Genomic DNA, 12,541 nt, shown 5'->3' on the forward strand with positions numbered 1-12,541 from the left:
ATGATGCGGGCCGTTACTTTGTGGAGACAGACATGTCGCAGCGAGTGGTGTTGATGAGCAGTTCCCGTACCGATGCGCGGGGGTATCTCGAACACGCGGCCGAGCCGCTGCATGCGGTGCTGCGGCACGAAGCGCGCGAGGTGCTGTTCGTGCCGTACGCGGACGTCGCGCTCGATTTCGATGCCTACGAGGCGAAGGTGCGGGAGGCGCTGGCGGCGTTCGGCTATCGCGTCACGTCGATTCACCACGCGGCGGATCCGCTGGCCGCGCTCGAACGGGCCGAGGCGATCGCCGTGGGCGGCGGCAACACGTTCGCGCTGCTCAAGCGCCTGTACGACGCGGGGCTGGTCGAGGCGATGCGCGCGAAGGTCCGCGCGGGCACGCCCTACATCGGCTGGAGCGCGGGCAGCAATGTCGCGTGCCCGACGATCCGCACCACCAACGACATGCCGATCGTCGCGCCGCCGACGCTGGACGCGCTGGGCCTCGTGCCGTTCCAGATCAATCCGCATTTCATCAGCGGCAAGCCGGCCGGCCATCATGGGGAGAGCCGAGAGGAGCGGCTGGGCGAGTTTCTCGAGATCAATGCGCCCGAGGCGGTGCTCGCGTTGCCCGAAGGCTCGGCGCTGCTGAGCGACGGGGTGCGCGGCACGGTGCTGGGCGCGCGCGGCGCGCTGCATTTCCGGCGCGCGACGCCGCCGGCGGCGCTGGCCGAGCATCACAGCTTCGACCTGGCGGACATCGTCGGCCCGGCCGCGCGCTGAAGGTGCCCGGCGCGCGCCGGGGGGCGCCGATCATTGCAAATTTGTCATCGTGGGCTCATCGGACCGTGTCGATCGCCAGCCAGAATGGCCTCACTCGCACAACGAAGCGAGGAACCCACCAGGAGAAATCGCCATGCAAAAATCGGCAAAACTGATCGCGCTCGCCGCTTCGCTCATGCTGTCCGCCGCGGCGTTCGCCGAGCTTCCGCCTTCCGCGCAGCCGGGCCCGAACGGCTCGAAGACCCGCGCGCAGGTACGCGCCGAACTCGTCGACGCGCAGCACCACGGCGTGATTCCCGCCAAGAAGACCGACTATCCGCCGAGCGCGGACACGATTCAGCAGAACCGCCGCAACCACGCGATCGCGAAACATGACGGACAACTGATCAAGGAGCCGACCGGCCAGGAATTGAACGCGTCGAAGTGATGCGTGTTGATGCGGTGCGCAAAACCCGTTGGGGAATCGTTGCCGGAAACGAAACGGGCCCCGCGATGCGGAGCCCGTCGGGGCGGGGCGGAGGGCGTGTCGAGACCCGTCCGCCACCGGCGAGGCGGCTTACAGACAGGCGTTGATGTCGCTCGTCGCGCCGCCTGCGCCGCCGCCCGTGGCGCGGAAGCCGACCCAGGTCGCGGCATTGCCCGAGCGGGCGGGGCGCACCAGCGCGGCCGAGCCGTTAGGCGGCTGCTGGCCCGGCACGTAGACGTCCTTGGCGAGATCGTTGGCCAGGACTTCCTGCGAGATCACCTGCTGCTGGGACTTGTCGGCCCACGACTTCGCGATGCAGGCAGCCACGTCCTTGGCGGGCTTTTGGCTTTGTCCCACGCTCTGAACGTCTGCGGGCGGCTGCGCGGCGCATGCGGAAAGCGCCACAGTCAATGCGATAAGCGGTAGATATTTCACGTTATCTCCCTAGGGTTGTGGTTCGTGAGTGGGATTCAATCGGTGCTGCGATATGGTCTGATCGCGAACGACAAACGATGTTCCGGACAATCGGAAACAAGTTGTTAGCGCGCTTGCCAGGCAAGAAGACCTGTGTGCCCTGATCGCTGGTCCGGCGACGTGGCATGGTGGACGATCGTGCCGTGTGCAACGGCCGTGTCGATTGATGTGACGGATGCGACGAAACGGGCTGGAACCGTCAGCCTACGCCATGTGGACTCTATGGCCGCTTGGCGTAGGGAGCGTGCTGAACGGTGGCCCCGTCGCGTTGTCAGAATCCATCATGGCAAAAAATAACGCGCCTGACTGTTAAGCAGGTTTAAATACTGCCCGCACATTGTCATAGATTGTTTGACGCGGTAGCGAATCCGAACTTAAACTCGGACTATTACGAATTAGGGGCATTTGCCTTGGACAGCAGCAGTCGTCGATTTCCGAACAGTTTCCCCGCCTGACCGGCAGAACGCCCGCCTATCGCCGCCGTTCCGCCAGCAGGCAGACGGTGCGCGCCGAAGTTCGAACTTCCCGTTTTTGCACCCGAGTATCGCCAGACGCCGGACATGCGCTCGCGCATCCGGCGCGTTGTCGCGCAAGCCCGATCCTTGCGCGGCGAGCTGCGCCCGCCTGCCGCGCCGCCGAGCGTGGACAGTCGATCCGATCGGACCATACAACCTGGAAGGAGCCGCCATGCCCGGTAGTGACAGTGACCCTTATCCCTTACGCCGCTTGAACCCTTTGCGCGCGTAACGGCGCCCCACGGTTTCCGCCCGTCATCTGTCCAGCCTGCCTGGCGATGTGTGTCGTGATCCCGCCGGGTTGCCGGCCGCGCGATCCATCCGTTCGAATCACGGAGGTCTACGATGCACTTCGCTCTTCTCGTTTCCGATCTGCCGCACGTCGCCGAATCGCGTGCCTACTACGATTCCCTGCTGTCGCTCGACGGCGGCGCGCCGCGGCGCCGGAGCCTGTTCGCGGCATGCCGCGACGCGCTCAAGGCGCTGTTCCACTGATCCCGCAGTACGCTGATTGACCCGGGCCCGCCGGTGTTGCCGCCGGCAGGCCGTTTGCCTTTGGTCGCGGCGCGCCGCGTTCAGCCGCGGCCCGGGTCCGATGGCGTCGTCGCGCGTCGTCTCATGAGGCCGGGCGTGAACGCGCGCAGCCGCTCGCGCTTCAGTTCGTCGTCGAAATGCAGGCGCGCGGGCTTGACGAGGTCGCTGCGCGACACCATGCCGACGAGCCGCATCGAGGTCGCATCGGCGACCACCGGCAGGCGTTCGAGGCCATCCACCGCCAGCCGCGTCGCGACGAGCCGGCAACTCTCGGCCGGCAGGGCGAAAGCGGGCGCGGTCCCGATCAGCGCCTCGCTGACGCGGGCGTCCGGCGCGAGCGTCGCGCAGGCGCGCATCAGGCCGTCGCGCGCCAGCATGCCGAGCAGCACGCCGTCGCGTTGCACCGGATAGGCGCGATGCATCTGGTCCGCGCCGAAGAAGCGCTCGCGCGCGTCGTTCACCGGCAGATCCGCGTCGATCGCGGTGATCGCGTGCGACATCACTTCGGCGACGTCATGGCGTTCGAGCGGATCGACGCCATATTCCCGATAGATATGATGGCCGCGCCGCGCGATCTTCTCGGTCATGATCGAGCGCTTCATCACGGCGGTCGCGAAACCGTGGGCGGCCAGCGTGGCCGTCAGCAGCGGCAGCAGCGCCTGGGTGTCGTGCGTGAGGCCGAAGGCGAACACGATCGCGGTCAGCGGCGCGCCGAGCGTGGCGCCCAGCGTCGCCGCCATGCACACGAGCGGCCACAGCGCGGGATCGCCGCCCGGCAGCCACGGGGCGAGCAGGGTGCCGAGCCCGGCGCCGAGCATCAGCAGCGGCGCGAGCACGCCGCCCGAGGTGCCCGAGCCCAGCGCGAAGACCCAGATCACCGCCTTGACGACGAGGATCGCGAGCGCGATCCGCAAGGCGAGGTGCTGATGCAGCAGGTCGCCGATCACGTCGTAGCCGACGCCGAGCGCGCGCGGCGCGATCCATCCGCCGACGCCGACCACGAGGCCGCCCAGCGCGGGCCACCACATCCAATGCACGGGCAGTTTGGCGAAGCCGTCCTCGATCCGGTACAGCGCGGCGGACAGCCCGCTCGCGAGCGCGCCCGACAGCACGCCCGCGATCAGGCATGAGCCGAGCGCGAGCGCGGTGGGCGGCGCGGTTTCGAGCGGGAACAGCGGACCGGCGCCGAAATAGAGCGTGCGCGCGAAGCCGGCGACGGCGCACGCGAGTGCGACGGGCAGGAAACTGCGCGGCCGCCATTCGAACAGCAGCAGCTCGACGGCGAGCAGCACCGCCGCCACCGGGGTGCCGAACACGGCGGTCATGCCGGCCGTCGCGCCGGCGACGAGCAGCGTCTTGCGTTCGGCCGCGGTGACGGAGAAGAACTGCGCGCTCAGCGAGCCGAGCGCGCCGCCCGTCATGATGATCGGGCCTTCCGCGCCGAACGGCCCGCCGCTGCCGATCGCGATGCCGGACGCCAGCGGCTTCAGGATCGCGACCTTGGGCGACATCCGGCTCTTGCCGAACAGGATCGCCTCGATCGCTTCGGGAATGCCGTGGCCGCGGATCCTGTCCGAGCCGAAACGCGCGATCAGGCCGACCACGAGGCCGCCCAGCACCGGCACGACGATCACCCACGCGCCGAGGGTGTGGCCGGCGGGCGAGCGCTCGGCGAACGACCATTGCTGGAAGAAGAACAGGTTCGTGAACAGGCGGATCAGGTTGAGCAGCACGATGGCCGCGGCGGTGCTGAGCAGGCCGATGCCGGCGGCGAGCAGGGCGACGCGCGGCAGCGCGGCGTTGGTGGCGTAATCGCGCCGATGGGAATGAGCGGGGTTCATGGACGCATCAGAAATCGATCTGGGGAACCTGGAATGCGCCGCGCAGCGACTTCAGCTCCGCGCGATGCAGTTCGGCCAGGCGGGCGAGGAGCTTCTCGCCGGCTTTTTGCAGGTGGACCTCGACCTGCCGGCGGTCGGTCTCGCTCGGCCGGCGGCGCACGAGCCCCAGCGCCTCGCAGCGCGAGACCAGCGCGACCACGCCGTGATGCTGCGCCTGCAGGCGCTCGGCCAGTTCGCCGACGGTGGCCCACTCCCGCTCCGGATAGCCCTTGATGTGCAGCAGCAGCAGGTATTGCAGCGGCGTCACGCCTTCGCTTTGCGCGGCGCGCTCGGAGAAGCGCTCGAAGCGGCGCATCTGGTAGCGGAATTCCGACAACTGCTCGAAATCCGTCTTGCGAAGCTCACGCGCGGAGGGGGGAGACGTCATGATGGCGCAACCTGTCCTGAACCGGAAACCGCGAATATATCATGATTTGATATATTGACTCAGGCGGGTTGCGCGGCGTGCCGCTGGGCGTCCGGTGTGGGCGGATGCGTCGAGATGCGGCGATACAGGTCGGTCGCGATACCCGCCAGGCGTTCGTCGTCGTTCACGACCGGATCGTCGGGGCGGTGATGCGTGATCGGCGGACCGATCCCGGGCGCGTCGGGCCGGCACCGCGCGGCGAACACGACGCCATCGCCCGGCAAAGCCCCGCGATGCCGCCTTGGCCGAAGCCCGCATGACGGTCGGTGATGCAAGGCCCGCGCCCTCGCGTTCGCGGAACGCATGCCTTATCGCAGCCGGATGATCGTCGACTTCAACTCCGTGTACTTCTCGAGCGCATGCAGGGAATTGTCGCGGCCGTTGCCCGATTCCTTGAAGCCGCCGAACGGGAAATTCATGTCGTCGGTTTCCTCGTAGCCGTTCACCCATACCGTACCGGCCCGCAGCCGGCGCGCGGTTTCATGCGCGGTCGCGAGGTCGGCCGTCCATACCGACGCCGCGAGCCCGTAGCACGTATCGTTCGCAAGCGTGACGGCCTCGTCGAGATCGTCGAATGCCGTCACCGCGAGCACGGGGCCGAAAATCTCCTCGCGCACGATGCGCGCGTCGGCGCGCGGACAATCGAACACGGTCGGTTCGATATACAGCCCGCCGCTCGCCGTGCGCACGCGTTCGCCGCCCGCGAGCAACGTTGCCTCGCCGCGCCCCGCATCGATGTATTCGAGGACGCGGTCGACTTGTGCGGCGTCGATCAGGCTGCCCATCCGCGTCATGGGCGAGAGCGGATCGCCGGGCGCGTACTCGGGCGCGATCGCGAGCACGCGCGCGAGGAAGGCGTCGCGGATCGCGCGATGGACGAGCAGCCGGGAGCCGGCGGTGCACATCTGCCCGGTGTTGTAGAACACCGCGTGCGCGACGGTGCGCGCCGCGCGTTCGAGATCGGCGCAGTCGGGCAGCACGATCTGCGGCGACTTGCCGCCGAGCTCGAGCCACGCGCGCTTCAGGTTTGAATCGGCCGCGCAGCGCGCGACCTGGCGGCCGACCGCGGTTGATCCGGTAAACGCGATGCAGTCGACATCGGGATGGCGCGCGAGCGCCTCGCCCGCGTCGCCGAAGCCCGGCAGCACATTGAGCACGCCGGCCGGCAGGCCGGCTTGCGCCGCGAGCGCGGCGAGCCGCAGCGCACTCAGCGGCGATTTCTCCGACGGCTTCAGCACGACGCTGTTGCCGGCCGCGAGCGCGGGCGCGCATTTCCACATCGCGATCATCGCCGGGAAATTCCACGGCACGATCGCCGCGACCACGCCGACCGGCTCGCGCGTGACGAGGCCGACGAGATGCGGGTCGGTTGGCGCGACTTCGCCGCCGATCTTGTCGATCGCCTCCGCGAACCATTCGATGCAATACGCGCTGGCGGGGATGTCGACCGCGGTCGTGTCGCCGATCGGCTTGCCGGTGTCGAGCGTTTCGAGCAGCGCGAGGTCGCCCGCATGCTCGCGCACGAGTGCGGCCCAGCGCAGCAGCACACGCTTGCGCTCGCGCGGCGTTGCGCAGCGCCACGCGCCGGCGTCGAACGCGCGCCGAGCAGCGTGCACCGCGACGTCGGCGTCGGCTTGCCGACAGCGTGCGACTTGCGCGAGCGTCCGGCCGTCGACCGGGCTCACGCTCGCGAAGGTCGCGCCGTCGTGGGCATCGCGGAACGCGCCGTCGATGAACGCGCGGGATTCGATCTCGAGATAGTCGGCGCGGATGCGCCAGGCGTCGTGGGTCTGCATGGCGGGCTCCGGGAGCGATCAGCGGGATGCGGTGCGGCGGATCGCGATCGCGCGACCCGCGTGAGGTTCGCGCGGCGTGCGCGCATGCTCGGCATGAATGGCGGCGAGATGGCGGCGAAGCGGCTCGGGAAACGGCGTCGACCGCTTCGCGCGCCGATCGACGTGCGTCAGCAACTGTTCGCCGGTCGCGAGCAGCGCGCCCGTCGTTGCGTGATGCATCGAATGGAACACGTGCAGGCGCCGGTCGTCGAGGTCCAGCAGCTGCAGCGTGAGCCTGAGCGGCTCGCCGAGCATCGCCTCGCCGAGATGCCGGAGATGCGTTTCGGCCGAATAGATCGAGCAGCCGGCCTCGCGATAGTCGTCGTCGACGCCGAAGTAGCGGAAGAACGCATCGCTGTTGTCGCCGAACACGAGCAGGTAGCAGGATTCGCTCATGTGGCCGTTGTAGTCGACCCATTCGGGCTGCACGACGCAGCGGTGCAGTTCGAGCGGCGTCGCGATCGGCGCGTCCGGGTCGTACGGGCGCGCCTTTTGTCCTTCGTAAGCCGAGCGCAGGCGCGGCTCGGCGTCGGGGCTGAGTGGGTTCGTCATCCAGTGCACTCCGAAGTTCGGGGCGCCCGCGCATCGTTCGTACGCTGCGCACGAAATAGGCGGTTCGCGGGTTGCCGGATGATGGTATTCCGGGTTGAACGTTTTTTCAATAAAGACGTGACCCATGCAGGTAAACACCTGTGCCGATTCACGATCCATCGGATTGAACATTCATTCAACAAAATCTATACTCGCCAGCGCCGCGATGCCGTTTCCGATCTGGATGCGAATGGGGATGCGAAGCAGGCGGGCGGCATTTCCCGAACGACGAAATCGATCCGCCCCGCGGGGCCTGGAGACACCGGAATGAAGAAACGCTTCCTGCTGGCCGGCATGATGTCGGTGATGGGCTATGTTTCAGCGCACGCGCAGGGCAGCGTGACGCTGTACGGGATCATCGACGGCGGCATCACCTACGTGAACAACGCGGGCGGGGCGCGTGCCTACCTGTTCGACGACGGCGTGTCGTACGGCAACCGGCTCGGCTTGATGGGCACCGAGGACCTCGGCGGCGGCAACAAGGCGGTGTTCAAGCTCGAGAACGGCTTCCGGCTCGGCACGGGCAAGCTGAACCAGGGCGGTGCGCTGTTCGGCCGCCAGGCCTACGTCGGCCTCGGCAATGACTGGGGGACGCTGACCTTCGGCAACCAGTACGACTTCGCGTTCGATTTCACGGCTGCGTTCAACGTCAGCGCGTTCGGGAGCGGCTACGGCGTGCACCTTGGCGATGTCGACCGGCAGAGCGGGGACCGCCTCGCGAACGCGGTGAAATTCGTCAGCAACAGTTATCACGGGCTCGTGGTCGGCGGCCTGTACTCGTTCAGCAACGACGCAGGCAGCTTCCACGACGGCAGCGCCTGGAGCGTCGGCGCGACCTACACGCACGGCGATTTTTCGGCGGGCGGCAACTACACGCGGCTCAATGCGCCGCGCGGGCTCGCCGGGCTCGACCCCTATGCGCAGATCGGCGTGACGACGATGCTGGGCCGGACGGTCGCCACGGTCGATCCGGCGACGGGCGCCGTCACCGATCTGCATGCTTCGACGCCGTTCTCGATCGATTCGCAGTCGATCTTCGGGATCGGCGCGTCATACGTGTTCGGCAAGCTGACGATGAGCGCCGACTTCAGCAACACGATATTCAAGGGCTACGGCCAGTCGTCGACAATGCGCGTGTACGAGGCGGGCGGCGTCTACCAGGCAAGCGCGCCGCTGTCGCTCGTCGCGGGCTACCAGTACACGACATTCGAGGGCCATCACTGGCACGAGGTCGCGCTGGGCACGCATTACACGTTGTCGAAGCGCACCGACGTCTATGCCGCCGTCGACTGGATGCGGGCGTCGAACGGCGTCGACGCGGTGATCGGCTACAGTTTCACGCCATCGGCGAGCCGTACGCAGGCTGCGGCACGCGTCGGCATGCGCCATAATTTCTGATCCATTTTTCTTTCTCACGGGCCGGGTCCGGCCGGCCCCGCCGATCATGTCCGATCTGTCCTCCAACGGCGACGTCCTCGTCGCGCTGCGCGCCGCGTTGGGCGCCGATTGCGTGAGCGAGGGCGAGGCGATCGCCGAACGCTATTTCACGAACTACGGCGAAGCGCCGGGCGAGCGGCCGCGTGCGGTGCTGCGTCCGCGCGGCGTCGACGGCGTGAGCCGGGCGCTCGCGATCTGCACCGCGTACCGGCAGACGATCGTGCCGCAGGGCGGGATGACGGGGCTCGCGGCCGGCGCGGCGCCGGGCGCGCGCGAGATGGTGCTGTCGCTCGAACGACTGGCGGGCGTCGTCGAGATCGACGCCGACGCGGCGACCCTCACCGCCTGGGCCGGCACGACGCTGCAGGACCTGCAGCAGGCCGCGGACGACGCGGGCTTCACGCTCGGCATCGACCTCGGTGCGCGCGGCTCGTGCCAGATCGGCGGCAACGTCGCGACCAACGCGGGCGGCAATCGCGTGATCCGCTACGGCACGACGCGCGAGCAGGTGCTCGGCCTCGAAGTCGTGCTGGCGGACGGCACCGTGTTGAGCGCGCTGAACAAGATGCTGAAGAACAATGCGGGCTACGACCTGCGGCAGATCTTCGTCGGCAGCGAAGGGACGCTCGGCGTCGTCACGCGCGTCGTGCTGAGGCTGCATCCGCGGCTTGCCGAGGCGTCCACCGCGCTGTGCGCGGTGCGCGACACGGCCGCCGCGCTCGCGCTGCTGCGCGAGGCGCGCGCCGCATGCGCGGATCTGCTGAGCTTCGAGGCGATGTGGCCGGCGTTCTACGGCTTCGTGTCCGCGCATACGCCGGGTGTCGGCGCGCCGCTGCCGGTCGACGGCGGTGTCAAGGTGCTGATCGAATGCGCGGGCGCCGCCCCGGCATGCAGCGGGCAAGCAGCGGGGCGTTTCGAGGGCTTGCTGGGCGACTGGCTCGAACGCGGGCTGATCGACGATGCCGCGCTCGCGCAGAGCGCGGCCGACGCGCGGGCGTTCTGGACCCTGCGCGAAGGGCTGGCGATCGACGCGCTGCCGGGCCTCGTGAATTTCGACGTCGGCATTCCGCCGCGCGAGACGGCGGCCTTCATCGACGCGTGTCACGGCGCGCTGACAACACGCTGGCCGGGCGCGCAGGTGTTCTTCTTCGGCCATCTCGGCGACAGCAACCTGCACGTGTGCGTATCGGCGCCCTATGCCGCGGGCGAGGGTGCGCACGACGTCGATGCGATCCTCTATCCGCTCGTCCGCGACGCGGGCGGCTCCGTGTCGGCCGAGCACGGGATCGGTCGCTACAAGCGCGACTGGCTCGGCTGCTCGCGCAGCGACGCCGAGATCGCCGCGATGCGCCGGCTCAAGCAGGCATTCGATCCGCTCGGACTGCTCAATCCCGGCAAGGTGATCTGAGCGGTCCGGGTTGTAGCGGTGGTCCGTGCGGCATGCCGCACGGACCTTGGCGCGTCAGGCGTCGAGCCGCACCAGCGCGTCGACGGCTACCGCGCCGCGCTCCATCGCCAGCAGCGGGTTGACGTCGAGCTCGATGAGCGTGTCCGCATGCGCTTCGGCGAACCGCGCGATCGCCATCACGTTCGCGACGACGGCATCGAGATCAGCCTTCGCGCGGCCGCGATAGCCGTTCAGCAGCGGCCCGAGCTGCAGGCCGAGCAGTGCGTCGCGCACCTCGCTTTCACGTACCGGCAGCAGCAGCGTGGCCGTGTCGCGGATCAACTCGACCAGTACGCCGCCCGCGCCGAGCACGAGCGCGAGCCCGAAATTCGGTTCGCGCCGCACGCCGACGATCAGTTCGAGCAGCGGCGCATCGGCCATCCGTTCGACGAGGATGCGCTCGACGCTCACCTGCGGCGCATGGCGCGCAACCTGCGCGATCATGCGCTCGACGGCGTCGGCGACGGCTTCGGGCGAGGTGAGCTTCAGCGTGACAGCGCCGGCCTCGGTCTTGTGCGGCAATTGATCGCTGACGACCTTCGCGCAAACGGGAAAACCGAGCCGCCGCGCGGCGGCCGGCGCATCGGCGGGCGCGACGCACTCGGCGGCCGGCACCGCGAGCCCGTGCGCGGCCAGCATCCGTTTGCTCGCCCATTCGTCGTGGAGACGCGCGGCGCCGCCAACTCGGGGCCCGTTGCCGGCCCGCAGCACGGGCAGCGCGTTCAGCCCGTCGGCATCGAGCACGCGGCGGCGCGTGTCGCCGTAGCGCATCGCCGCGCCGAGCGCGTCGATACCGTCGGCCAGGCCCTGCAGTGGCGCGATGCCGGCCGCGGCCAGACGCGCCGCATGGTCGGGCGGCGTCAGTTCGGGAAACACCGAGATCACCGCGCCGACGACGCCGTGCTGACGCGCCGAGGCCGCGAAGGCGTTCGCCGCGATATCGCACAGCGGCCGTTCGCCGGTCGCTTCCTGCGGATAGTCGAGGATCAGCGCGGCGGCGCCCGGACGCCCGGCGAGCAGTGCGTCGCAGCACGCGCGCATCTTGCCGGGATCGCCCCAGGGCGTCGTCGTGAAGTCGAGCGGATTCGCGATCGTCGCGTATGGCGGCAGCACCGTGCCGAGCAGGTCGCGGCCCGCCGCGGCGACGGGCGGAAAGGCGATGTCCCGCGCCTCGCCGAGATCGGCGACGAGCCCCGCGTCGCCGCCCGAGGTGGCAAGCGCGGCGAGCGTGCGCCGCTCGGGCACGCCGGCGATGGCGAGCAGCTTCAGCGTCTCGACGAGGCCGACCGGGTCCTTCACGCGGATCACGCCAAGCCGGCGGAACAGTGCGTCGTACAGCGCGTCCGAACCGGCGAGCGAACTCGTATGACTGAGCGCGAGTTGCGCGCCGAGCGTCGACGCGCCGCTCTTCAGCGCAACGATCGGCACGCCGCGCGCGAGCGCGCGCGTCGCGGCCTCGCTGAATGCGCGCACGTCCTTCAGCCCTTCGAGATGCACGCCGATCGCGCGGATGCGCGGATCGTCGACGAACGCGTCGACGAGGCGCGCGATGTCGACCGACGCCTGGTTGCCGACGCTCGCCAGATACGCGAACGGCACCGATCGCGCGCTCATCGACAGGTTGTACGCGAGATTGCCGCTTTGGGTGATCACGGCGACGCCCGATGCGACGCGGGGCGCGCCGTGCGCGACGGGCCACAGCGCGCTGCCGTTCAGGCCGTTGATCAGCCCGTAGCAGTTCGGGCCGAGCACGGCCATGTCGCCGGCCGCGTCGACGAGCGCCTGTTGCAGCGTGGCGCCGGCGTCGCCCGATTCGGAGAAACCCGACGCATAGACGATCGCGCCGCCCGCGCCGCGCTCGGCGAGCGCGCGCACGACGTCGAGCGCCGGTCGTGCGGGCACCGCGACGAACGCCGCGTCGGGCGGCGCGGGCAGGCCGGCGACGCTTGCATGGCAGGGCACGCCGTCGATGTCGGCGTGATGCGGGTTGACGAGCCAGATGTCGCCGGCATAGCCGAAGTCGCGGCAGCGCTTCACGGCGCCCGCGATGCCGCGCCCGCCGATGAACGCGAGGCTGGCCGGTTCGAGCAGGCGGCGCAGGTTGGCCGCGGCGGCGCGGCGGTCCCGGAGTGCGGGAGTGGAGGTCATGTTGGTCCTTTCGGAACGCGCGC

Annotated in this window: 11 protein-coding genes; 5 read left to right on the forward strand and 6 right to left on the reverse strand. The window is 69.2% G+C overall.

The features are described from left to right. Positions 1 to 32 precede the first annotated feature (32 nt). On the forward strand, positions 33 to 764 hold the full coding sequence (pepE, locus tag AC1RQF_RS01015) for a dipeptidase PepE (RefSeq protein WP_273995853.1): 732 nt from the start codon (positions 33 to 35) through the stop codon (positions 762 to 764). A 133-nt stretch (positions 765 to 897) separates the two neighbouring features. Further along, positions 898 to 1,191, forward strand: coding sequence for a DUF4148 domain-containing protein (locus AC1RQF_RS01020; RefSeq protein ID WP_273995855.1), 294 nt, complete (start codon positions 898 to 900; stop codon positions 1,189 to 1,191). A 129-nt stretch (positions 1,192 to 1,320) separates the two neighbouring features. Here the strand turns inward: AC1RQF_RS01020 and AC1RQF_RS01025 are convergent, their stop codons facing one another. Beyond that, a complete protein-coding gene (locus tag AC1RQF_RS01025) occupies positions 1,321 to 1,665 on the reverse strand; it encodes a hypothetical protein (RefSeq protein ID WP_273995856.1) in 345 nt (114 codons plus the stop codon). An 899-nt stretch (positions 1,666 to 2,564) separates the two neighbouring features. Between AC1RQF_RS01025 and AC1RQF_RS01030 the strand changes: the two genes are divergently transcribed. Then, entirely contained in the window at positions 2,565 to 2,714 is a 150-nt protein-coding gene (locus tag AC1RQF_RS01030; RefSeq protein WP_273995857.1) for a hypothetical protein, read from the forward strand. 80 nt (positions 2,715 to 2,794) lie between these two features. Here AC1RQF_RS01030 and AC1RQF_RS01035 read toward each other — a convergent pair whose 3' ends face one another. The 4 genes from AC1RQF_RS01035 to AC1RQF_RS01050 form a co-directional block, all read right to left on the reverse strand. Next, positions 2,795 to 4,594 carry a chloride channel protein gene (locus AC1RQF_RS01035; protein WP_492871079.1) on the reverse strand — a complete coding sequence of 600 codons (1,800 nt, stop codon included), beginning with the start codon at positions 4,592 to 4,594 and terminating at the stop codon, positions 2,795 to 2,797. 7 nt (positions 4,595 to 4,601) lie between these two features. Then, positions 4,602 to 5,021, reverse strand: a complete 420-nt coding sequence (locus tag AC1RQF_RS01040) for a MarR family winged helix-turn-helix transcriptional regulator (protein ID WP_273995859.1) — start codon at positions 5,019 to 5,021, stop codon at positions 4,602 to 4,604. Positions 5,022 to 5,368: 347 nt separating this feature from the next. Then, positions 5,369 to 6,856, reverse strand: a complete 1,488-nt coding sequence (locus AC1RQF_RS01045) for an aldehyde dehydrogenase (protein WP_273995860.1) — start codon at positions 6,854 to 6,856, stop codon at positions 5,369 to 5,371. A gap of 18 nt (positions 6,857 to 6,874) precedes the next feature. Further along, entirely contained in the window at positions 6,875 to 7,447 is a 573-nt protein-coding gene (locus tag AC1RQF_RS01050; RefSeq protein WP_492871080.1) for a thioesterase family protein, read from the reverse strand. 306 nt (positions 7,448 to 7,753) lie between these two features. Between AC1RQF_RS01050 and AC1RQF_RS01055 the strand changes: the two genes are divergently transcribed. Both AC1RQF_RS01055 and AC1RQF_RS01060 read left to right on the forward strand, forming a co-directional pair. Beyond that, complete coding sequence (locus AC1RQF_RS01055) at positions 7,754 to 8,884, forward strand: porin (protein ID WP_492871081.1); 1,131 nt, start codon at positions 7,754 to 7,756, stop codon at positions 8,882 to 8,884. A 46-nt stretch (positions 8,885 to 8,930) separates the two neighbouring features. Continuing rightward, positions 8,931 to 10,331, forward strand: coding sequence for an FAD-binding oxidoreductase (locus AC1RQF_RS01060; RefSeq protein WP_492871082.1), 1,401 nt, complete (start codon positions 8,931 to 8,933; stop codon positions 10,329 to 10,331). A gap of 54 nt (positions 10,332 to 10,385) precedes the next feature. Here the strand turns inward: AC1RQF_RS01060 and AC1RQF_RS01065 are convergent, their stop codons facing one another. After that, positions 10,386 to 12,518 carry an acetate--CoA ligase family protein gene (locus tag AC1RQF_RS01065; protein ID WP_492871083.1) on the reverse strand — a complete coding sequence of 711 codons (2,133 nt, stop codon included), beginning with the start codon at positions 12,516 to 12,518 and terminating at the stop codon, positions 10,386 to 10,388. Positions 12,519 to 12,541 lie beyond the last annotated feature (23 nt).

It is taken from the genome of Burkholderia sp. GW821-FHT14F03 (assembly GCF_058803765.1).

What these genes read in the sequence shown, in the direction of transcription:
- pepE (WP_273995853.1), top strand. Translation starts at nt 33, where the DNA reads ATGTCGCAGCGAGTGGTGTTGATGAGCAGTTCCCGTACCGATGCGCGG.
- AC1RQF_RS01020 (WP_273995855.1), top strand. Translation starts at nt 898, where the DNA reads ATGCAAAAATCGGCAAAACTGATCGCGCTCGCCGCTTCGCTCATGCTG.
- AC1RQF_RS01030 (WP_273995857.1), top strand. Translation starts at nt 2,565, where the DNA reads ATGCACTTCGCTCTTCTCGTTTCCGATCTGCCGCACGTCGCCGAATCG.
- AC1RQF_RS01035 (WP_492871079.1), bottom strand. Translation starts at nt 4,594, where the DNA reads ATGAACCCCGCTCATTCCCATCGGCGCGATTACGCCACCAACGCCGCG.
- AC1RQF_RS01040 (WP_273995859.1), bottom strand. Translation starts at nt 5,021, where the DNA reads ATGACGTCTCCCCCCTCCGCGCGTGAGCTTCGCAAGACGGATTTCGAG.
- AC1RQF_RS01045 (WP_273995860.1), bottom strand. Translation starts at nt 6,856, where the DNA reads ATGCAGACCCACGACGCCTGGCGCATCCGCGCCGACTATCTCGAGATC.
- AC1RQF_RS01050 (WP_492871080.1), bottom strand. Translation starts at nt 7,447, where the DNA reads ATGACGAACCCACTCAGCCCCGACGCCGAGCCGCGCCTGCGCTCGGCT.
- AC1RQF_RS01055 (WP_492871081.1), top strand. Translation starts at nt 7,754, where the DNA reads ATGAAGAAACGCTTCCTGCTGGCCGGCATGATGTCGGTGATGGGCTAT.
- AC1RQF_RS01060 (WP_492871082.1), top strand. Translation starts at nt 8,931, where the DNA reads ATGTCCGATCTGTCCTCCAACGGCGACGTCCTCGTCGCGCTGCGCGCC.
- AC1RQF_RS01065 (WP_492871083.1), bottom strand. Translation starts at nt 12,518, where the DNA reads ATGACCTCCACTCCCGCACTCCGGGACCGCCGCGCCGCCGCGGCCAAC.